This window comes from Oricola indica (assembly GCF_965227485.1).
In the GTDB taxonomy this organism is placed as follows: domain Bacteria; phylum Pseudomonadota; class Alphaproteobacteria; order Rhizobiales; family Rhizobiaceae; genus Oricola; species Oricola indica.
The window spans coordinates 2,454,678-2,474,254 of record NZ_OZ245747.1 but is presented as its reverse complement, the minus strand read 5'-3'; the positions used below and the strand labels follow the sequence as shown (position 1 = coordinate 2,474,254).

General features: G+C 62.2%; 20 protein-coding genes. 9 read left to right on the top strand and 11 right to left on the bottom strand.

The genetic code is table 11. From position 1 onward, the window contains the following. Window positions 1-80: 80 nt before the first annotated feature. Window positions 81-971 (bottom strand): mechanosensitive ion channel family protein, encoded by an 891-nt coding sequence (locus ACQK2M_RS12400; RefSeq protein WP_425418067.1) that lies wholly within the window; start codon window positions 969-971, stop codon window positions 81-83. A 337-nt stretch (window positions 972-1,308) separates the two neighbouring features. Here ACQK2M_RS12400 and ACQK2M_RS12395 point away from each other — a divergent pair, with 337 nt between their 5' ends. From ACQK2M_RS12395 to ACQK2M_RS12365, 7 genes are all read left to right on the top strand, one after another. Next, window positions 1,309-2,430: a patatin-like phospholipase family protein gene (locus ACQK2M_RS12395; protein ID WP_425418066.1), complete on the top strand. Its 1,122-nt coding sequence runs from the start codon at window positions 1,309-1,311 to the stop codon at window positions 2,428-2,430. Beyond that, on the top strand, window positions 2,427-3,164 hold the full coding sequence (locus ACQK2M_RS12390; RefSeq protein ID WP_425418065.1) for an acetoacetate decarboxylase: 738 nt from the start codon (window positions 2,427-2,429) through the stop codon (window positions 3,162-3,164). The genes ACQK2M_RS12395 and ACQK2M_RS12390 overlap by 4 nt, the downstream gene beginning before the upstream one ends. Window positions 3,165-3,198: 34 nt before the next feature. After that, the gene (locus ACQK2M_RS12385) at window positions 3,199-3,981 is read left to right on the top strand and encodes a 3-hydroxybutyrate dehydrogenase (protein ID WP_223475164.1); all 783 of its coding nucleotides are present in this window, start codon (window positions 3,199-3,201) and stop codon (window positions 3,979-3,981) included. Between the two features lie 87 nt (window positions 3,982-4,068). After that, the gene (locus ACQK2M_RS12380) at window positions 4,069-4,593 is read left to right on the top strand and encodes a DUF1269 domain-containing protein (protein ID WP_425418064.1); all 525 of its coding nucleotides are present in this window, start codon (window positions 4,069-4,071) and stop codon (window positions 4,591-4,593) included. Continuing rightward, window positions 4,590-4,739 carry a DUF3096 domain-containing protein gene (locus ACQK2M_RS12375; protein ID WP_223475166.1) on the top strand — a complete coding sequence of 50 codons (150 nt, stop codon included), beginning with the start codon at window positions 4,590-4,592 and terminating at the stop codon, window positions 4,737-4,739. The genes ACQK2M_RS12380 and ACQK2M_RS12375 overlap by 4 nt, the downstream gene beginning before the upstream one ends. A 65-nt stretch (window positions 4,740-4,804) precedes the next feature. After that, window positions 4,805-5,809 carry an HlyD family secretion protein gene (locus ACQK2M_RS12370; RefSeq protein ID WP_425418063.1) on the top strand — a complete coding sequence of 335 codons (1,005 nt, stop codon included), beginning with the start codon at window positions 4,805-4,807 and terminating at the stop codon, window positions 5,807-5,809. Continuing rightward, a complete protein-coding gene (locus ACQK2M_RS12365; RefSeq protein ID WP_425418062.1) occupies window positions 5,806-7,344 on the top strand; it encodes a DHA2 family efflux MFS transporter permease subunit in 1,539 nt (512 codons plus the stop codon). The genes ACQK2M_RS12370 and ACQK2M_RS12365 overlap by 4 nt, the downstream gene beginning before the upstream one ends. 9 nt (window positions 7,345-7,353) lie before the next feature. Here the strand turns inward: ACQK2M_RS12365 and cyoD are convergent, their stop codons facing one another. The 7 genes from cyoD to ACQK2M_RS12330 form a co-directional block, all read right to left on the bottom strand. After that, the gene (gene cyoD / locus ACQK2M_RS12360; RefSeq protein WP_223475169.1) at window positions 7,354-7,659 is read right to left on the bottom strand and encodes a cytochrome o ubiquinol oxidase subunit IV; all 306 of its coding nucleotides are present in this window, start codon (window positions 7,657-7,659) and stop codon (window positions 7,354-7,356) included. Beyond that, a complete protein-coding gene (locus ACQK2M_RS12355) occupies window positions 7,656-8,285 on the bottom strand; it encodes a cytochrome c oxidase subunit 3 (RefSeq protein WP_425418061.1) in 630 nt (209 codons plus the stop codon). Before ACQK2M_RS12355 ends, cyoD begins: the two co-directional genes overlap by 4 nt. Beyond that, window positions 8,282-10,375 (bottom strand): cbb3-type cytochrome c oxidase subunit I, encoded by a 2,094-nt coding sequence (locus ACQK2M_RS12350; RefSeq protein WP_425418060.1) that lies wholly within the window; start codon window positions 10,373-10,375, stop codon window positions 8,282-8,284. The genes ACQK2M_RS12355 and ACQK2M_RS12350 overlap by 4 nt, the downstream gene beginning before the upstream one ends. Then, entirely contained in the window at window positions 10,372-11,244 is an 873-nt protein-coding gene (locus tag ACQK2M_RS12345; protein ID WP_425418059.1) for a cytochrome ubiquinol oxidase subunit II, read from the bottom strand. Before ACQK2M_RS12345 ends, ACQK2M_RS12350 begins: the two co-directional genes overlap by 4 nt. A gap of 83 nt (window positions 11,245-11,327) precedes the next feature. Further along, a complete protein-coding gene (locus tag ACQK2M_RS12340; RefSeq protein WP_425418058.1) occupies window positions 11,328-12,059 on the bottom strand; it encodes a hypothetical protein in 732 nt (243 codons plus the stop codon). 12 nt (window positions 12,060-12,071) lie between these two features. Next, window positions 12,072-14,744 (bottom strand): bifunctional lysylphosphatidylglycerol flippase/synthetase MprF, encoded by a 2,673-nt coding sequence (gene mprF, locus ACQK2M_RS12335; RefSeq protein ID WP_425418057.1) that lies wholly within the window; start codon window positions 14,742-14,744, stop codon window positions 12,072-12,074. 1 nt (window position 14,745) lies between these two features. Next, on the bottom strand, window positions 14,746-15,315 hold the full coding sequence (locus ACQK2M_RS12330) for an HdeD family acid-resistance protein (RefSeq protein ID WP_425418056.1): 570 nt from the start codon (window positions 15,313-15,315) through the stop codon (window positions 14,746-14,748). 165 nt (window positions 15,316-15,480) lie between these two features. On the opposite strand from ACQK2M_RS12330, the gene ACQK2M_RS12325 reads away from it, so the two are divergent. Further along, window positions 15,481-16,158, top strand: a complete 678-nt coding sequence (locus ACQK2M_RS12325; protein ID WP_425418055.1) for a response regulator — start codon at window positions 15,481-15,483, stop codon at window positions 16,156-16,158. Next, window positions 16,145-17,536, top strand: coding sequence for a sensor histidine kinase (locus ACQK2M_RS12320; protein ID WP_425418054.1), 1,392 nt, complete (start codon window positions 16,145-16,147; stop codon window positions 17,534-17,536). Before ACQK2M_RS12325 ends, ACQK2M_RS12320 begins: the two co-directional genes overlap by 14 nt. 45 nt (window positions 17,537-17,581) lie before the next feature. Here ACQK2M_RS12320 and ACQK2M_RS12315 read toward each other — a convergent pair whose 3' ends face one another. From ACQK2M_RS12315 to ACQK2M_RS12305, 3 genes are all read right to left on the bottom strand, one after another. Next, window positions 17,582-18,028 (bottom strand): CoxG family protein, encoded by a 447-nt coding sequence (locus ACQK2M_RS12315; protein WP_425418053.1) that lies wholly within the window; start codon window positions 18,026-18,028, stop codon window positions 17,582-17,584. 113 nt (window positions 18,029-18,141) lie between these two features. Then, window positions 18,142-18,387, bottom strand: coding sequence for an acyl carrier protein (locus ACQK2M_RS12310; protein ID WP_425418052.1), 246 nt, complete (start codon window positions 18,385-18,387; stop codon window positions 18,142-18,144). Beyond that, on the bottom strand, window positions 18,384-19,577 hold the full coding sequence (locus ACQK2M_RS12305; protein WP_425418051.1) for a dihydrolipoamide acetyltransferase family protein: 1,194 nt from the start codon (window positions 19,575-19,577) through the stop codon (window positions 18,384-18,386). Before ACQK2M_RS12305 ends, ACQK2M_RS12310 begins: the two co-directional genes overlap by 4 nt.

Genomic DNA, 19,577 nt, shown 5'->3' with positions numbered 1-19,577 from the left:
TCCTGTCCTGCAATTAATGCGATAACGCCAAGGTCGGCCAAATGATCCAAGGCCGGCCTTGTTTGAGTTTTTCTGCAATCTTACTTTTTTGTGATGTCCGTGCTCGAGGCGTCGTTTTCGCGCTCCGGCAATTCCTTGATCAGGACATTCTGATAGGCATAGGGAATCTCGATCCCCTCCGCGTCGAACCGTTTCTTCACGGCTTCGAGCACTTCATTCCTGACCCCGGCCGCAACACCGGAATCCGCGCACCACACGCGCAGGCTGAAATCGACGCTCGAGGCGCCCAGATTGGTGACCGGACAGCTGACGACTTCTTCAATATCGGAAATTCCCGATGCAACCTCCAGGATCAGCGCGCGCGCGGTATCGATATCGGAATCGTAGCTGACCGAGATCGGAATCATCGCCATGGTCCGTAGTTCCCGCGCTGACAGATTGACCATGGTCGCGCTCGATATCGACGAATTGGAGATGATTACCCGGCGATTGTCGTAGGTTTTCAGGATCGTGTAGCCGAGCGACACGTCCTCCACGATGCCGGTTTCCACGCCGGTCGGCGCGTTGATCTGCAATTTGTCGCCAAGCCGGAACGGGCGGTAAAAAATCAGACTGAAGCCCGCCACGAAATTCGACAAGGTCGATTGCGCGGCCAGGCCGAAAACCACTGAAGCAACCGAAACGCTCGCCAGCAGCGCGGTGGCTAGACGGTCAAGGGCCGGGATCATGTGCGCATAAAGCATGAAGATCAGGATCCAGACGAAGGCGCTCGCGACTTTCGACAGGAACGCAATCGCCATGCGGTCGAGGCGATTATCGTGGTCGCGCTCTACGATCACATGGATCATCCGTTTGAGAATGTGTGACAGCAGCAGACCGCCGATCCAGAACAACGCCAGGATGATCAGGGCGCCCGACCAAGTGTCGGGACGCAGATGCATCGCCCAGCCCTGCACGATTTCCCGGTTCATCCATTTCTCCTTGCGCGATGAGGGTTTATCCGCGGACACACTACAGCAGCAGGCGCAACCTTCCAGTGCGGTGTGTGCGTCCTTGAGAACCGAGTCATGACATGGCCTTCAGGGCCTCCGCCAGAGACCTGTCCGCTGAAGGGACGGCTTGGCGGTATCCAGGCATAGACAAGATCAATGCTGCGGGCCCGCCATCCTGGATGGCGGGTTTTCTCGTTTCCACAGAAGGACTTGGCGAACTTGTCGCACATGTAAGGTTTCCGAAAAGCTGGTGCAGGAGAGCGCGCCTAGATGTTTTTGCAACGACACGAATTGCAGCATCCAGGGAACCACCGACATGGCCTCGAAAGAACTGAACGCGCTGGTATTGCAGGGAGGCGGAGCGCTCGGCGCCTATCAGTCCGGCGCATTCGCGGCCCTGAACGAGGCCGGGTTTTCCTTCGACTGGATCGCAGGCATTTCGATCGGTGCGATCAACGCGGCACTCATCTGCGGAAACCGCAAACAAGACCGCGTCGCCGCGCTGGAGACCTTCTGGGACAGGATCACGTCGAACCTGCCGCTATCGGCGCCTTTCTGGACACCCGCCGGACGCCGCGCCTTTTCCGAACTCGCCGCGGCCGAGGTGACGATCGCGGGTGCGCCAGGCTTCTTCAGGCCGTGGCTGCCCACCGCGTTCTGGCCGTTCGGCTCCACGCCGGCCTTGAGCTTCTACGACACAGCCCCGCTCGAGACGACACTGAACGAGCTGGTCGACTTCGACCTTCTCAATGACACCGGACCGCGCCTGTGTGTCGGCACTACAGACGTCGAAACAGGAAACTTCAGATACTTCGACAGCCGCACCACACGGATCGACGCCCGCCACATCATGGCCAGCGGCGCCCTGCCCCCGGGCTTTCCGCCGGTGGAGATCGACGGACGCTACTACTGGGACGGCGGCCTCGTGTCGAACACCCCTTTGCAATACGTCATGGAACAGGTCGAGGGCGACCAGCCGCTGTGTGTGTTCCAGGTCGATCTTTTCAATGCCCGGGGCGAACTTCCAAAGGATGTTATCGGCGTACAGCAGCGCGAAAAGGACATCCGCTATTCCAGCCGGACCCGCCTGACAACGGACCGGTACCTCCAGTTGCACGCGCTGCAAGCCGCGGCCGCACGACTTGAGGCGAAACTGCCTGACGCGCTGAAGGACGACCCCGATCTGGCCCTGCTGCGCCGGGCCGGCCCGTCCTGCCCGGTCACGCTGGTCCACCTGATCCACCGCAAGCAAGGCTTCGAGGGCAGCGGCAAGGACTACGAGTTCTCGCGCCAGTCTAAGTCCGACCACTGGGCCGCAGGGATCAGGGACGTCACCCGCACACTCTCTCACAAGTCCTGGAAATCACGCCGCGTGGGGGCTGACGGCCTGCACGTCTTCGATCTCGGAACACCTGAAGACCAAGGAGTCTCAAAATGAACGCCCATGACCTCGTCGCCAACGCCTTCGCAATGCCGGTCACCAGCCCGTCCTATCCCAAAGGGCCGTACCGCTTCGTCAATCGCGAATTCCTGACGATCACCTACCGCACCGACATGGACGCACTGCGCCGGGTCGTGCCCGAACCGCTGCAGGTCACCGAGCCGCTGGTGAAGTACGAATTCATCCGCATGCCCGACAGCACCGGTTTCGGCGATTACACCGAAAGCGGCCAGGTGATCCCGGTCACGCTGGATGGCGTCGCCGGCGGCTACGTCCACTCGATGTTTCTCAACGACGATGCCCCGATCGCCGGCGGCCGCGAAATCTGGGGCTTCCCCAAGAAGCTCGCCGATCCGGCATTGAGGGTCGAGAAAGACACGCTCGTCGGCACGCTGGACGTGGGCTCGGTACGGGTCGCGACCGGCACCATGGGCTACAAGCACCGCGAGCTTGACCACGACACGGTGCTGAAGGGCTTCGATGCGCCGAACTTCATGCTCAAGGTCATCCCGCATGTCGATTGCACACCGCGGATTTGCGAGTTGGTTCGCTACTACACGATGGACGTGACGCTGAAAGGCGCATGGGAGGGCCCGGCGGGCCTAGAGCTGCACCAACACGCGCTGGCGCCTGTCGCCGACCTGCCGGTGCTGGAGGTCGTATCCGCCGTCCACCTGCTGACCGATCTGACCCTCGGCCTCGGCGAAGTCGTTCACGACTACCTCGCCTGACCCCCAATTCAACCATCGACAAGGAGACAAGATCATGAACCTCAAGGACAAAGTCTGCATCATCACCGGCGCCGCAAGCGGCATCGGACACGGTATCGCCAAGCGCTATGTAGCCGACGGCGCGAAGGTCGTCATCGCCGACCTGAAGCTGGACGCAGCTCAGAAAGCCGCCGACGAATTAACCGCCCAGGGGCCCGGCGAAGCCATGGCCGTCGAGATGGATGTCACCGATGAGGCACAGGTCAATGCCGGTGTCGCCAAGGTGGTCGAAAACTGGGGCAAGATCGACGTACTGGTGTCCAACGCCGGGATCCAGATCGTGCACCCGCTGGAGGACTTTCCTTTCGACCAGTGGAAGAAGCTCCTGGCGATCCACCTCGACGGGGCCTTCCTGACGTCGAAGGCCGTGATGCCGCACATGCAGAAGGCCGGCTCGGGCTCGATCATCTTCATGGGCTCTGTCCACTCCAAGGAAGCGAGCCCTCTCAAATCCGCCTATGTCACGGCGAAACACGGCCTGCTCGGGCTCGCCCGCGTCATCTCGAAGGAAGGCGCGAAGCACGGCATCCGCGCCAACGTCATCTGCCCCGGCTTCGTCAAGACGCCGCTGGTGGAAAAGCAAATCCCCGAGCAGGCACACGATCTGGGCATCTCCGAGGAGGAGGTCGTCAACAAGATCATGCTGGGCGAGACCGTGGACCAGGAATTCACGACCATCGAGGACGTGGCCGAGGTCGCCCATGTCTTCGCCGCCTTCCCCACCAACGCGCTCACCGGCCAGTCGCTGGTCGTCAGTCACGGCTGGTACATGAACTGACCGCCTGAACGGCAATGGGTGGACGGCCTCGATACCTCTCACGACCCGTCCACCCGACACCCACACAACCTTGAAAAGGAGAATACCATGTCAGAACTGATCGTCATCGGGTACGAAACACCCGAAAAGGCCGAAGAGGCCCGCACCGAACTGATGACCATGACCCGGGAATACCTGGTCGATGTGGCCGACGCGGTCGTCGCCGTGGCCGACCAAAAAGGCAACGTCAAGCTGAACCAGATGGTCAACATGTGGACCGCCGGAGCCACCGGTGGAGCATTCTGGGGCTTGCTGATCGGAATGATCTTCTTCAACCCGCTTCTGGGCGTCGCCGTGGGTGCCGGGGCGGGTGCGCTTTCGGGCGCGCTCACGGATTACGGGATCAACGACGGTTTCATGAAGGACGTGGCCGGTGTCCTGCAACCGGGTCAGGCCGCGCTGTTCATGATGGTGCGGGCCAATGCGTCCGACAAGGTCATCGAGCGGCTGGGCGAACACGGCGGCAAGGTGCTGCGCACAAACCTCGACAGAGATGCCGAAAACTATCTGAGAAAGGCCTTCGACGACGCGCACAAGGCCGAGGTCGTCGCATCCGCGCCGGGACAGCAATGACCACGGTCTTCTTCATCCAGCCGCTTCTGGCGCTGATCGCGGGTGTCCTGATCCTGATCGTTCCGAGTATCCTCAACTATGTGATCGCCGCCTATCTGATCCTTATCGGATTGGCCGGACTGTTCCCGCATTTCCTTGGTGCCTGAGCGCCGACTCATCTGACAGCGGACCCCTCTGATCGGGGTCCGCACCCGTTCCATCAGGACCCGTCATGAAACATCTCAAGCCGATTATTCTCGTAGTCGCAGTCGTCGCCGTTGGCGGCGGATTGTGGCTGTGGTGGCAGCACGAAAGCATCCACCCTTCGACAGACGACGCCTATCTCAAGGCCAATGTACTGACCATCGCGCCGCAAGTCGGCGGCAGGATCGAAAAGGTCGCGGTGTCCGAAAACCAGCACGTGGAGGCGGGCGATCTGCTGTTCCGGATCGAGACCGACGATCTGGAGGCATCGGTCGAAGCCGCTCAGGCCGGTTATGAAACCGCCCTGCAGCAAACCGGCGCGGCAATCACCGACCTGTCCTCGGTTTCCGCTAAGGTCGATAGCGCACGGGCCGCCCTCACCGATGCGCAGAGCAATTATGACCGGACGGCGAAGCTGTTCAAGAAGGGCGACGTCGCTCAGGCTGCGCTGGACCAGGCCACCACGACGCGCGATCAGGCGAAGGCTGCGCTAGACAACGCACAAGCCGCGCTCACGGCGGCGCGCGAACGCGCCGGGACGCCCGGCGACAACAATCCCGCCGTGCGCGCCGCGAAGGCGCAGTTGACCCTCGCGAGGATCAACCTTGCACGGGCGAAGGTGACGGCCCCGGTGTCGGGTTGGATCGCCAATCTCGACCTGAGGCCTGGCACGGTGGTCGCTCCCGACAAACCCCTCTTTTCGCTGGTCGAGGACGAGACCTGGTGGATCGACGCCAATTTCAAGGAAACCGACCTTGCACGTCTGCGCCCCGGCCAGCCGGTGAAGATCGGCATCGACATGTATCCGGGCTTGTCGCTCGACGGCACGGTCGAGAGCCTTGGTGCCGGCTCGGGCGCGGTCTTTTCGCTGCTGCCGCCGCAGAATGCGAGCGGCAACTGGGTCAAGGTCACGCAGCGCTTTCCGGTTCGCATAGGCCTCGACAGCCTTCCAGACGACCCCGCGATGCAGTTGCGCATTGGCGCAAGCACCAGCGCGACCGTCGACACTTCCGGCCTGGACAGCGCAAAATGAGCGACGCCTCTGCCCCGGGCAATCCAACCTCGGACGCGGTGCGCTGGACCATCGTGCTGGCCGTCGTTCTGACGGCTGTGCTCGAAGTGCTCGACAGCACCATCGTCAACGTGGCGCTGCCCCAGATCCAGGCCGCCTTCGGCATCACCAACGACCAGACGGTCTGGATCCTCACCAGCTACATCGTCGCATCGGTGGTGGTCATGCCGCTCACCGGCTTTTTTGTCCGCATGATCGGACGGCGGCGGCTGATCATCTCCGCCATCGTCGGCTTCGCCGCGTTCTCGGCGCTTTGCGGACTCTCGTGGAGCGTCGAGATCATGGTTGCCTGCCGTCTTGGACAAGGCATCTTCGGCGCCTTCCTGATCCCGCTGTCGCAGTCGATCCTCTTCGAAAGCTTCCCGAAAGAGAAACGCGGGCAGGCCATGGCTTTTTTCGGCCTCGGCGTCGTTGTCGCGCCGGTGCTGGGTCCGACACTTGGCGCGCTGTTGACCGAGTATTTCTCGTGGCGCGCCGTCTTTTACGTGAACCTGCCTATCGCTGCTTTCGCGCTGGCCATGATGTCCGGAGAGCTCAAGTCAGAGGACACGAAGCGGATCAAGGTGGACTGGGTCGGGCTGGCGCTGATGGTGGGCGCGATAGGCTGCCTTCAACTGATGCTGGACCTGGGAGAAAGCCGCGACTGGTTCGCCTCAAGGCTCATCCAGGTGGCTGCGGTTACGATGATCGGTTGCGCTGCGGCTTTCGTTCTGCGGGGGTGGGGCAAAAAGGACAACATCATTGACCTCTCGCTCTTCCGTGACCGCAGCTTTGCCGGGGCAAATATGGCGATCATGGGCTTCGGCGTGGCGATGTTCGGGTCCATCGCAATCCTGCCGCTGTTTGTGCAGGGCCTGCTGGGCTATCCGGTTCTGGATGCGGGTTTCCTGTTCATCCCGCGCGGGATCGCGGGAGGCATTTCCATGGTCCTGACCGGTTCGGTACTGGTCACGCGCTTCGATCCACGAAAAATCCTGTTTGTGGGGCTAATCCTGACGGGATCGGGCAATATCCTTCTGGGCCTTCTCAACCTCAATGCCGGGTTCTGGGATCTGGCGTGGCCCGGCGTCGTCTCGGGCCTCGGCATGGGGCTGTTCTTCGTGCCGATGTCGACCCTAGCCTTCCAGAACATCGGGCCGGATCGGCAGGACGAGGCCTCGGGCATCTACGGGGTGACGCGCTCGCTTGGCTCATCGATCGATATCGCTCTGGTCGGCTGGCAGGTCGCCAGCCGGATGCAGTACCACTACGCGACACTGGCCTCGGGTATCACGCCTTTCGACGCGGCTGCCCGATCCTGGCTTGCGCCGCTGAACCTCGACCCGTCCTCGGCCGAGGGCGCCGCGCAGATCGCCGGGCAGGTTCAGCAGCAGGCTAGCCTTCTGGCGTTTCAGGACGCCTTCCTGCTGACCGGGATCGCGGCCTTTCTGATGCTGCCCGTCGTGCTGATCCTGCAACAGCCGGCCGCGAATGCCCTCCCGGCCATGGCGCACTGAGGGAGCGGGCTACATCCGGGTGGCGAGGTTGCCCATGATCCACAGCGTACCGAACGCCATGATCGCCAGCAACAGCACGGTGAAAAGGATAAGCTGCAGGTCTTCGCGTTTCTGACGCGACAGGTTGATGTGCAGGAAAAAACGCAGATGCACGACGATCTGCGCCACGGCGAGAACCGCAATCGTGATCGCCAGCGCCCTGCCCTGCATCAGCCGCCAGTGCACAAGCCCGAAGGGGATGAGCGTTAGCGTCAGCGCCAGCCCGAAGCCCGCGAGGTAAAGCCGCGCTTCGCTGCGATGGTCGGGATCGGTCATGGCATCAGCCCTCCGAGATAGACGATGGAGAAGATCGCGACCCAGATCAGGTCGAGGAAGTGCCAGAAGAGCCCCAGCCTCAGCAGTCGCGTCTTGACGATCGGGATCAGGCCCAGCAGCGCCATCTGCACCAGCATCACCACGATCCACAGACAGCCTATGGCCACATGCAGCCCGTGAAGCGGCACAAGGCCCCAGAAGGCCGACCAGAAACCGCTGCGCTGCGGCACCGCGCCAACCTCGATCATATGCGCGAAGTCGCGCAGTTCCATCACGAGGAATCCAAGCCCCAGGAGCAGCGACACGCCAAGCCAGACCGCGATCGCCCTGCGCCCGTGCTCGTGCCGCATCGCCAGCGTGGCGAAGCCGAAGGTCAGGCTGCTGGTGAGAAGGATCATTGTCTGGATAAAGACGCTGCGCAGATCGAAGGCTTCGGCCGGACCGGGGCCGCCCGCCATGCCCATCGAATTGGCGACCGTGAGATAGGACGCAAAAACCAGCCCGAAGATCACCAGATCGCTCATCAGGAAGATCCAGAACCCGAAGACGATCGTTTCGGCACCCTCATGCGCGGCGCCGTGCCGGGTGCCGAGGTTCAATCCGGGATGAAGGTTCGGGGTGCTCATTGCGCAGCCTCCAAACGTTCGGGCCGTTCGAGAACGGCGCGGCCCAAATTGCGTTCATTGGTTTCTTCGAGCCGGTCCACCGCCGGAGCGGCCTCGATTCGTGCGAGCCAGGCGCGATGTTCCGCGGCGATTTCGGCGGCGGGGATGACATGCCCGGCATTGACGCGGAAGGTACGACCGATCAGGGCGATTATCATCACCGCGAAGGACACGATCGCCAGCCACCAGATCCAGAAGACCAAGGCCAGCCCTAGCAAGGTCGACCAGACGCAGACGATCATGCCGATGGCGGTGTTGTCCGGCATCTCGATGTCTTCGTATTGGCCCGGGGCTCTATAGGCGCGGCCGTCCGCCTTGGCCTCGGCAAAGTCGTCGCGCGCGGAGACCTGCGGCAGCACCGCGAAATTATAGGCAGGTGGCGGAGCCGGGATGGACCACTCCAGCGACCGCCCGTTCCAGGGATCGCCCAGCGGTACCGCCAGTTGGTCGCGTTTGCGGATGCTGACCCATAGCTGAACCGCAATGCAGCCGAGCGCCGACACGATCAGCGCCGCACCGAAGAGCGCCAGCCACATCATGGGCTGGAATGCGGGATCGCTGAAGGTCACCGACCGGCGCGGCATGCCCTGCAGTCCCAGCCAGTAGAGCGGCAGGAAGGTGAACGAAAACCCGACGATCCATAACAGCGCGGCGGCCCTGCCCCAGCCTTCGTGCAGGCGAAAGCCGAACGCCTTGGGAAACCAGTAGTGATACCCCGCCAAGAGCCCGAACAGCACGCCGGGGATGATCACATTGTGGAAGTGCGCCACGAGGAACAGCGTATTGTGCACCTGAAAGCTGATCACCGGATTGGCCAGCATGACGCCGGTGAGGCCGCCGACCACGAAGAGGTAGAAGAACCCGGTCGCGTAGATCATCGGCACCGTCATGCGGACGCGTCCGCGAAAGAGGGTCGCCATCCAGTTGTAGACCTTGATGCCGGTGGGCACCGCAATGGCCATCGAGGCGATGCCGAAGGCGACGTTGATGCTGGCGCTCTGCCCCATGGTGAAGAAGTGGTGCAGCCAGACGCAGAAGCTGAGCACAGCGATCGACATGGTGGCATAGACCATCGACATGTAGCCGTAGATCCGCTTGCCCGAAAAGGTCGAGATGACTTCGGAGAAAATGCCGTAGCAGGGGATGACCAGCAGATAGACCTCGGGGTGGCCAAACAACCAGAACAGGTTGACGTAATTCATCATGTTGCCGCCGAGATCATTCGTGAAGAAATGAAAGTCGAGATACCGGTCGGCGGCCAGCATCAGTGCCGCCACGGTCAACGGGGGCAGCGCGAAAATCATGATGATCGAGGTACAGATGACGGTCCAGCAGAAGATCGGCATCCGCAGGAAATCCATGCCGGGCGCGCGTTCCTTGTAAATCGTGACGGCGAAATTGATCCCCGAAAGCGTCGTACCGATACCTGCAAGGACGATGGCCCAGATCCAGTAATCCGGCCCCGGCCCGGGCTGGAAATCCGCGCCTGTGTAGGGCGGGTAATTGGCCCAGCCGCCGGTGGAGAATTCGCCCAGCACCAGGGAGATCATCACCAGCGCCGCACCCGTCGCCGTCAGGCCGAGGCTGATCTGGTTCATAACCGGGAATGCCATGTCCCGCGCCCCGATCTGAAGCGGCATGACGTAGTTGATCACTCCGGCGATGAACGACATAGCGACGAAGAAGATCATGATCGTGCCGTGGGTGCTGAACAGCTCGGCAAAGTGATCCGGCGCAAGGAAACCGCCATGCAGGCCGAACGCCTGCTGGGTTCGCATCAGCGCGCCCTCGATGACGCCACGCGCCAGCATGATCAGCGCCAGCGCGCAGTACATGATGCCGATCCGCTTGTGATCGACGCTCGTCAGCCAGTCGCGCCAGAGCGGCTTCCAGAGGCGGAACCAGGTCAGAAGGATGACCGCGGCGAGCCCCCCGACGATCACCAGCATTGCTGCCCCCGCCCCGATCAACTCGCTGCCGGTCGGGTTCTGGAAGGCCCGCCAGATGGACAGGGAGGAGAGGTCGAGACGACCCAGGATCGCGTTGCTCATCGGTCTTGCTCCCCTGTCACGGCTTGCGGGTCATAGCCGATCGCGCCGGGCTGAGCGGACGGTGGCACGGGCGTTCCATGCATGTAGCGGTGCAGGACGGTCTTGAAGAGATCGTCCTCGACCGTCGCGAAATGGATGACGCCCGCGGGCAGTGTCTCCGCGTCAAGCCGCTTCTGCGCCTCGGCCCCGGTCGAGGCTTCGGCAACAACGGCGTAGCTATCGGACGTAAGCGGCTGACCACCCGCCCTGACCTTTGCAACCCATGCCTCGAAGGCGGCCTGCGTCATCGCGATGGCCTGAAACTTCTGGGCCGGAAACCCGGTGCCGTTGAACTGGGTGTTCTCGCCCTCGAAGCGCCCGGGCGCGTCGGCAAGGAGGTGCAGCTTCGTGCGCATGCCGGGCATGGCATAAATCTGCCCCGCCAGCGCCGGGATCATGAAGGACTGCATGACCGTGTCGGTCGTCAGGTCGAGCGCGACGGACGCCTTTTCCGGAATGGCCAGTTCATTGACCGTGGCGATGCCGAGATCGGGATAGATGAACAGCCATTTCCAGTCGAGGCCAACGACCTCGACGCGAAGCGGCGGATTGTCGGACGCGATGGGCTTATAGGGGTCGAGCGCGTGGGTGGTGCGATAGAGCTGCGTCGACAGAACCGCCACGATGACCAGCGGCACACCCCACATGAGCACCTCCAGCAGCCAAGACCTGTCCCAGTCCGGTGTGTAGCGCGCGTTGCGGTTTCTATACCGGTAGCGCCACAGGAAGACAGGCACGAGCATGAAGACAGGCAGGATCGCGATCATTGTCCAGCCGAGGATCTTGATCAGCTCCGCGCGTTGCGCCGCCGCAATGGGCCCGCCCGGCAACAGGAACGTGTCCTGCGTCCCGCTGCACGCAGAAAGGGCAAGGCAGCCTGCCAACAAGACAATCCTGGATGGGTGCCGGAATTTCATCGCTTTTCGTCCTGCTGCCTCGCCTCGGCAGACCTCTCGGAACGCCGTTCGGCGGAGTGCCAACCTGCTCGCCCAAACACAGGCAATTGCTGGACGGTTTCCGGTTCATTGGCAAGGCCCGGGATCCGCGGTCCGCAAAGACCGATGCCAAAGCCGATGACCACAGCGATGGCATGGCCTCCATCCGCAAGCGGATCTGGCGCAATCGCATATTTCGCCGCCACGAAGCCAAGGACAGCGATCAGCCCGACTACACCATCTTTGCGCGTTGAGGCGACCAGGACCCCGATCAACCCAAATCCTCCCATGGACATGCCGACATCCGTGACCCCCTTAAGCGCAGCGAGGCCTGGGATCAGGGCTACGGTGGCCAGCAGGATCACGGTCGCGGTGAGGTCGATGCCGAAGAACAGCCCGGCGGTGCGCCAACTGCCCCACAGCCATTCCGCGGCACCAATCACGATGGCCGCGAAAAGAAGCTGGCGCAGCAGCATCGGCAGATCGTGCGACAGGAAAATGGCAGTGGCAAATCGCAACGGATCGCCGCCGCGTATGACGTCCACGCTGATGCCCCATGTGGCGAGCGCATTGGGATCGATTTGCCCTGAAAACGTCCCGGCAAGCGCATTGGCCACGAGCATCACCGCGAGAAAGGCGAGCGTGAACGGCAGCCGTCGGATCACCTTCGCGCCTGTCCGGGAGGCATGGGAAACGGATTTGACGTTCATCCGCAGACTTCCCTACTTCATCAGGCCGCGAAGCCCGCCGGAGACCAGCACGTTGACCTCATAGAGGATTCTCGGCGCGGCAAGTCCGCCCGGACAAGCCAGGTAGTTCGGCGACCAGACCGGGTCGAACTTTTCCTTGTAGGCCCGCAGCCCCTCGAACCGGTAGAAATGCTCGCCATGTTCGTAGATGAAGCCGCCGATGCGGTTCCACAGCGGCGCAAGCTTGCGGTTCTGGACGCCTGCGAAGGGTGCTGCCCCCAGCGAGGCCCAGCGAAAGCCCGCCGCCGCGCCCCAGAGCATCATTTCGGCAAACAATGCATCCATGGCGAAATGCGGCGCGTCGGGAAGATAACGCATGAGATCGAGCGAGAGTTCGTGCCGATTGGCCCCCTGGAACAGGTTGGCAAAGGCGACGATCCGGCCCTCGGGGTCGCGCAAAACGGCCACGTCGAAATTGCGCATGTAGTCCTCTGTGAAGGCCCCGAGGGAAAAGCCTTTCTCCTCACCCTGTTTGCGCGCGAGCCAGGCATCAGAGATGGCTCGCAAATCCGGCAGGATGGGGTCCAGCTCGGCGCGCGGGACCACCTCGAAGACAAAGCCGTCGCGCCCGGCACGATTGCGCGCCTGCCGCAGATCCTTGCGTATTGACCCCTCGAGCGTGAAGCCGCGCAGGTCGACCCGCGCGACCTCGCCGATCTTGAGGATCGATAGCCCCAGATCGAGATAAGTCGGAAGGTAGTCCGGCGATACCGCGTAGAACGCCACCCGCTTGCCGGCCCGATAGGCGCGTTCCCGCAGCGTCCAGATCAGGGCTTCTCCGGCTTTCCTGTCGCCAACGGGATCGCCATTGGCGATCAGCGATGTGCCCGTGTCCGCATAGGCGATGAAGGCGGTTTCATCGTCGGATACAAGGAACTGCTTATCCCCGGTCAGGGCAATATTGGCTTCGGTGTCCTCGCTTTGCGCCACCAGCCGTTTCACGACATCGGGGATCTCGCGCGTCTGGCGAACCGCGGGACGGTGGTTGATGAGCGAGTTGACCACCACCACGACCAAGACGATCGCCATGACCAGGCTGGCCCGCAAAAACCGCGACGCATCGCCGTTCCAGCTGAACTGCCACCACAGGGCGTTCCGGTACTCGACATGATCATAGGCGAAGAACCCGATCCACAGGATCGCCGCAGCCAGCACGAGGATGCTGAGAATCCACCGTCGATCCAGTCGAAAGAGCGAAACTCCTTCGGCACGATAGAAGGCGGGGCGAAGAAGCCCCAATGTCACGAGCGTTGCGGCCATGGATACGGCTTCGACCCAGTCCAGCCCCTTGGCCAATGATGCGACAAAACCGACGCCAATAAGCGCCATGGCAAACAGCCACGCGCGGTATAGCTTGCGGTAGAGCCCCGCCGCCACGACGACGAGCAAAGCGCCCGCGAGGCTTCCGGCAAGATGAGAGGCTTCGATGACGCCCAGCGGAACGACGTCGCGCAGGATATCCAGCCGGCTGCCTTCGGCAGGCAAGTTTCCGGACACAAGCAGGACGATGCCGGCAAGCATGGCAAGCGCTGACGCGAGGATCGGCACCACGGGTTTCAGGGAACGCCAAAGGACGCTCGATGTGACCTGAAGCCGTCCCCTGTTGGCCAGTGCAGCAGCGATGGCGAGGCCGAACGCTGAGACCGCGAATGGGAGGACGGTGTAGATCAGGCGATAGAGCAGCAGCGAGGCCAGAACATCCGAGCGACCGGAGGCACCGAACCCGGCGATGATGGTCGCTTCGAACGCGCCCAGCCCGCCGGGCGCGTGACTGAGGATCCCGAGCCCGACCGCAGCAATGAAAACCGTCGCGAACACGGCTATATTCGGCACAAGGTCGGGCGGCATCAGCACATAGAGCGTCAGGGCCGCACCTGAAACGTCGAGGATACCCGCCAGCGTCAGACCGGCAGCCTGCGCTGCCCCCGGCAGATCGACACTGTATTCGCCCGATTTCACCTGCCTTTTGCCCGAGGCCAACCAGAGCAGATACCCGCCGAACCCGGCAAGCAGGACAAGTCCAAGCGAGGTCTCGAGCGCAGGTGGAACATTGATGACCGCGCTCAACCCGGCAGGGTGAAGCGCCAGCAGCGCTCCGAACCCCAGGACCAGCGCGGACACGAAGCCCGACCACGAAATCGCGACAATCGCGGTGATCTTGACCAGATCCAGCCCGAACGCGGAATAGACCCGATAGCGAACGGCCGTACCCGTCAGATACGAAACCCCGAGCAAGCCGGATATCGCATAGCCCGCAGCCCCGGCGATCATCGATACCCGCGCGGGCATCCTGCCCGGAGCGACGGCGCGCATCGCAAGAAAATCGTAGGCTGCGATGCCGACGAAGCTCAGTGCGGTGCAGGCTAGCGCGGCAAGAAGCACAGCCGGTTGCGCTGCCGCGATGTCGGCTTTCACGTCGACCCACCGCACATGGCTCGCCAGCTTGTGCAGCACGAACACTGCAAGGATTCCAATGATGACGGGAACCGCAATCTTGACTGCCGGGTGTTCGAGCGCGCGGATCACCCGGGACAGACGTGTCGGCGCCTCGGCGGCGGCCATCGACGCCTTCTCGGAGACGGTCGATCGCTCGGGCGCTTCTTTCGCGGAAATTCCGTAGAATTCCCGTCCGGTCTTCGCGTTCATATCAATTCTCGGCCCATGCCGATTTTGACAACATGACAAGAGAAAGGCCGGTCGAGAGAAAGTTCAAACCCAACATCAGACCCAGCGTCCAGCTTGCTGTCCAGGGCCAGCCAAACAGGATCACGATGCCGGCGACGAAGGAACACAGGCCGCTGAACACGAGCCATCCCCAGTTTGAGACATGCGCGCTGCTGCGTAGCCCGAAGAGGATGGAGAGAACACCTTCCATCAGGAAAGACAGCATCATCAGGACGGTTAGCGCAGCGATTCCCGCCAGCGGAAACAGGACAAGTGCAACGCCGAGAACAAACAGAAGTCCAAATGCCGCGGCGCCGTAGCGCCATTCCGGCGCGGGCCGAATTGCCCAGGAAAACCAGAGGCCGACAGCCCCCCACAGGGTCAGCATCCACGCCACCAGAAGCTCTGCCCCGAAGGTTGCGACGGAAGGCAAGAGAATGGCGAGCACTCCAAGCACCGCAAGGATGATGCCGACCAGCCCCAAATGTTTGAAGCCTGCCCGACCGGTATCCGGAGGCAACGCGATTTTCAGATCGTTCGGATGAGTTTGCATTGGTGTTTCTCCGTTGCGCCCGCAACGTTCCATCGGGCACGAGAAAGCACTACGCGCGCGCCATAGCCCGAAACTCACGCGAATCTTACATCCATGCAAAGAACGCCGTTTCGCTGGCACAAGGGCACAGATTTTCGTTAGATGGCCGCAAGGAGTTGGACGTCGATGAAAATCATTCTCGCCGAAGACGATGCCAAGATGGCCGACTACATCGTCGCCGGCCTGTCCGAACACGGCCATTCCGTCGATCACGTCGCCGACGGAAGGGACGCGCTCAGCTATTGCCTCTACAACGACTGCGATCTGACGATCCTCGACCGCATGCTGCCGGGAATGGACGGGCTGTCGGTGCTGAAGGCCCTCAGGGCCTCGAAGAAATCCATCCCGGTTCTTTTCCTGACAGCGCTCGGACAGGTCGATGACCGTGTCGAAGGTCTCGCTGCTGGCAGCGACGACTACTTCACCAAACCCTTCCACTTCTCCGAACTTGTCGCCCGCATCGACGCGATCGTCCGCCGCAAGACCGAGACATCCGCCGATGCAGTCCTGAAGGTGCACGACCTGACACTCGATCTTCTGTCTCGCACCGCTATGCGCCAGGGTACTGTGATCGAGTTGCACAACAAGGAATTCACCATCCTGGAAATCCTCATGCGCAATGCCGGCCGGGTCGTGACCCGCACATTGCTGCTGGAGCGGGTGTGGAACTTCAATTTCGAGCCCAACACCACGGTCGTCGAGACGCATATGAGCCGATTGCGCGCCAAGATCGACAAGCCGTTCGGCACACCGCTGATCCACACGATCCGCAATACAGGGTATTCGATGCATGGACCGAGGTGACGTCCTTTCAGGCGCCGCGTTTTCGGCGGTCCTGCGATCCGCTTTCGCGTTCGTTTTCGTGCTCGTGCTGGGTGGCTGGGCGGCGCTGGTCTATGTCGAGCGCAGCCTCATCGCAGAACTCGGCGATGATGTGCAGCAGCGCTGGAACATCATCGCCACCGACCACGCAAACGAAGGCAGGAGCCACGTGACCGCGACGATCGAGAAGGTCGCGCGCGTTTCAGCGAACGGGCATCACGCCGCGGCCCTCTTCGGGCCGGAAAACGATGTCATCGCCGGAAACCTTCTGACACGGCCGGAGGGCCAGGGCCTGCAGGTCGGCCTTTTGGACCATGCCCTCGCCTCGCCGGACGACATCAGCCATGAATATGTCTATGTTTCCGGCCCGCTGGGTGACGGCGTCCTCGTCATCGGACAACGGCTCGACCTGCTCGACCGCACGAAAGTCCTGATCTTCCGAACCCTGGCATTGAGCGGGTTCCTTATCGTGCTGACGATGCTGTCGTTCGGGTATTTTCTCAGCAACAAGAGCCTGCGGCGATTGAGGGACATCGAAACCGCCCTGTCGAAAGCCAGCGACGGGGACATGGCGGCCCGGATTTCCGATGACGGTGGAACGACGCAGATCGACAGGATCGCACGCGAGATCAACCTGCATCTGGACCGGCTGTCGCGGATGATCGCCACGACGCGCAACACGGCCGCCGCCACCGCGCACGATCTGAAATCGCCGCTGGGCCGCGCCTATCTCTCGCTCGGGAAAGCCATGGAGATGGTGGACCGGGACGAAGATCCATCCGAAGCCCTCGCCGACACGCAGGACGAGCTTGAAAACATGCGCGTCATCTTCGAATCGTACCTGCAACTGTCCCGTATCGAAGCAACCGGGGAAGAACATCTGACCGCCCATGTCGATCTCAAAGCCCTGACAGCCGAATTGACCGAGACCTTCGCGCTGATTGCGGAGGATGAGGGCCAGAGCTTGTCGTTCGAGACAGATGCCGGGCAGGACTACGGGGTCACGGGCGACGCCCAGATGCTGCAGCAGTTAGTGGTAAACCTTCTACAGAACGCGGTCACCCACGGCGCCGCCGGCAACAGGATCGAGGCGAAACTGCGCCGGACGGACGGAGACATTCGGCTCACGGTGGCCGACACAGGACCCGGAATTCCCGATGACGCGAAGCAGCGCGTTTTCGAACCCTTCCACCGGCTCGATCCCAGCCGGACAAAACCGGGAAGCGGTTTGGGTCTGGCCCTCGTGCAGGCGATTGTCGAAAAACATGGGGGAAGCGTCACGCTCAAGGACAACCATCCGGGCCTGATCGTCGAGGTAACCCTGCCGGTCGCTTCAATCCAGCGGTTGCCTGAAACTTGAGACCATTTGCGCGACTGTCGGTCGGCACAGGCCCGAAAGCACGGCTCAGCCGTCTCCCTCGACTTCTTCCTTGAACCTCGTGAAGAACTGGGCGGCCAGCTTGTTGGCTGTGGAACTGATAAGGCGGCTTCCGAGCTGGGCGATCTTGCCGCCGACATCGGCTTTCGCCGTGTAGCGCAATATGGTCGCGTCGCCGTCTTCCTCGAGTTCGACATCCGCGCCGCCCTTGGCGAAACCGGCGACGCCGCCGCTCCCCTCGCCGGCCAGCGAGAACCTCTCCGGCGCCTGGCTCTTGTCCAGTGTCACCTTGCCGCCGAACTTCGCTTTCACCGGCCCGACCTTCAGGGTCACCTTCGCTTCGAGTTCGTCATCCGCGTTCTTCTCGAGTTCCTCGCAGCCGGGAATGCAGGCCTTGAGTACCTCCGGATCGTTCAATGCCTCATAGACGCGGTCACGCGGGGCTTCGATCCGGATTTCGTCTTTCATTTCCATCGGCTGGTTCCTCGATTTTCCACGGCGGGACCGGCCTTGTAGCACAGTCACCCGCACATGTTTAACCACTGAAATCTCCGGCCGAAAAAACAGGCCTTCCCACGCACCGATACTCACCCCGAATGGGCGCGCAGATAGGCGAGCATCGCGTTGTAGGATCCCATCTGGTCGTAATCCTCCTCCTGCATCGGCAAGTCGAGGCTCTTTGACAGCGCCGCCACGAGATTGAGGAAATCCATCGAATCGATGTCGAACTCCTCGCGCATATCGTCGTCGGGGTCGATGTCCGCGATCTCTATATCCGGGGCGATTTTGTGAAGTTCCTGGCGCAGCGCGCTTTCAAGTCTGTCGTCACTCATAGTTTCTCGGGCTCCTGAAGGATTTTAGCGATGGCGGACAGGAACAGTCCGCCGCGATGGCCATCGCTGACGCGATGGTCGGCAGCGAGCGTCAGTGTCACGGTGCTGCGCGGCACGACCTCGTCGCCAACGACCCATGGCCGGATGACCGGCGTACCGATGCCGACAATGGCCACCTGCGGTGGATAGATGATCGGATACATGGCCTCGACACCACGATCGCCGAGGCTCGTGACCGTGATCGTCGGGTCCGACAATTCGCTGGCGCGAAATCTCCCGGCGCGCACCCGCGCTACCAGATCGCGTGTCTTGTCCATCACCGTGTCGAGATCGAGAGACTGCGCGTAGTGGATCGCCGGCGCGACGAGCCCGCCACCTCGAATATTGATTGCCATCCCGACATGCACGGTTTCGCCGGGCGCGAAGACGCCGTTCTCGTAGTGGCCGCTGAATTCCTTGTATTTTTCTAAAGCCTTCGCGACCACCTTGACGAACAGCGCCGCGACAAGGACCCGCTCCTCCGGCGCTTTTCCGGCATTGCGTTCGGCGATGAAGGCTTCGGCCTTCGTCAGATCGCAGGTCTGCGACATGTAATAATGCGGGATCTCGCGTTTCGAGCGCGCCATCGCTGCCGCGATGGCGTCGCGCATCGCATCCATGTTGAATCCGCCGGTCCTTTGCGGCTCCGCTTCCGGAGCGGCTCTGGCCGCGCCGGCTCCGATATCGGCAAGCTGGATCGCCCCACCCGGCCCGGTTCCCGCAAGTGCGGCTGGATCAACGCCTTTCTCCGTGGCGAGCCGTCGCGCGGCGGGCGAGATCCGGAGACGGTCTCTGGATGTCGCGACCGTCGGCAGAGGCCGAAGCGACGCGGCATCCACCTTATCTGGTTCCGGCTTGACCGGAAGCGGCGGCGGCTCCGGAGCTGCCTCGGTTCTTGTAGCGGCGGGTTCCTCGCCGTCCCCGCGGATCATCGCCAATGGCGTACCGACAGGCACCTTCGTGTTCAACTCGACCAAGTAGCCGTCGAGAGTGCCGTCCTCGAAACATTCCACCTCGATCGCACCTTTCTGGGTCTCGACGACGGCGATGATCTCGCCGCGCCTCACCGGGTCACCGGGCTTCTTGAGCCATTCGACGAGCGTCCCCGCCTCCATGTCGGCACCGAGTGACGGCATCAGGAATTCGGCCAT

Bases quoted from the DNA above. Each gene is read 5' to 3' on its own strand.
- ACQK2M_RS12400 (WP_425418067.1), bottom strand. From the start codon at position 971: ATGAACCGGGAAATCGTGCAGGGCTGGGCGATGCATCTGCGTCCCGAC.
- ACQK2M_RS12395 (WP_425418066.1), top strand. From the start codon at position 1,309: ATGGCCTCGAAAGAACTGAACGCGCTGGTATTGCAGGGAGGCGGAGCG.
- ACQK2M_RS12390 (WP_425418065.1), top strand. From the start codon at position 2,427: ATGAACGCCCATGACCTCGTCGCCAACGCCTTCGCAATGCCGGTCACC.
- ACQK2M_RS12385 (WP_223475164.1), top strand. From the start codon at position 3,199: ATGAACCTCAAGGACAAAGTCTGCATCATCACCGGCGCCGCAAGCGGC.
- ACQK2M_RS12380 (WP_425418064.1), top strand. From the start codon at position 4,069: ATGTCAGAACTGATCGTCATCGGGTACGAAACACCCGAAAAGGCCGAA.
- ACQK2M_RS12375 (WP_223475166.1), top strand. From the start codon at position 4,590: ATGACCACGGTCTTCTTCATCCAGCCGCTTCTGGCGCTGATCGCGGGT.
- ACQK2M_RS12370 (WP_425418063.1), top strand. From the start codon at position 4,805: ATGAAACATCTCAAGCCGATTATTCTCGTAGTCGCAGTCGTCGCCGTT.
- ACQK2M_RS12365 (WP_425418062.1), top strand. From the start codon at position 5,806: ATGAGCGACGCCTCTGCCCCGGGCAATCCAACCTCGGACGCGGTGCGC.
- cyoD (WP_223475169.1), bottom strand. From the start codon at position 7,659: ATGACCGATCCCGACCATCGCAGCGAAGCGCGGCTTTACCTCGCGGGC.
- ACQK2M_RS12355 (WP_425418061.1), bottom strand. From the start codon at position 8,285: ATGAGCACCCCGAACCTTCATCCCGGATTGAACCTCGGCACCCGGCAC.
- ACQK2M_RS12350 (WP_425418060.1), bottom strand. From the start codon at position 10,375: ATGAGCAACGCGATCCTGGGTCGTCTCGACCTCTCCTCCCTGTCCATC.
- ACQK2M_RS12340 (WP_425418058.1), bottom strand. From the start codon at position 12,059: ATGAACGTCAAATCCGTTTCCCATGCCTCCCGGACAGGCGCGAAGGTG.
- mprF (WP_425418057.1), bottom strand. From the start codon at position 14,744: ATGAACGCGAAGACCGGACGGGAATTCTACGGAATTTCCGCGAAAGAA.
- ACQK2M_RS12330 (WP_425418056.1), bottom strand. From the start codon at position 15,315: ATGCAAACTCATCCGAACGATCTGAAAATCGCGTTGCCTCCGGATACC.
- ACQK2M_RS12325 (WP_425418055.1), top strand. From the start codon at position 15,481: ATGAAAATCATTCTCGCCGAAGACGATGCCAAGATGGCCGACTACATC.
- ACQK2M_RS12320 (WP_425418054.1), top strand. From the start codon at position 16,145: ATGGACCGAGGTGACGTCCTTTCAGGCGCCGCGTTTTCGGCGGTCCTG.
- ACQK2M_RS12315 (WP_425418053.1), bottom strand. From the start codon at position 18,028: ATGGAAATGAAAGACGAAATCCGGATCGAAGCCCCGCGTGACCGCGTC.
- ACQK2M_RS12310 (WP_425418052.1), bottom strand. From the start codon at position 18,387: ATGAGTGACGACAGACTTGAAAGCGCGCTGCGCCAGGAACTTCACAAA.
- ACQK2M_RS12305 (WP_425418051.1), bottom strand. From the start codon at position 19,577: ATGGCCGAATTCCTGATGCCGTCACTCGGTGCCGACATGGAGGCGGGG.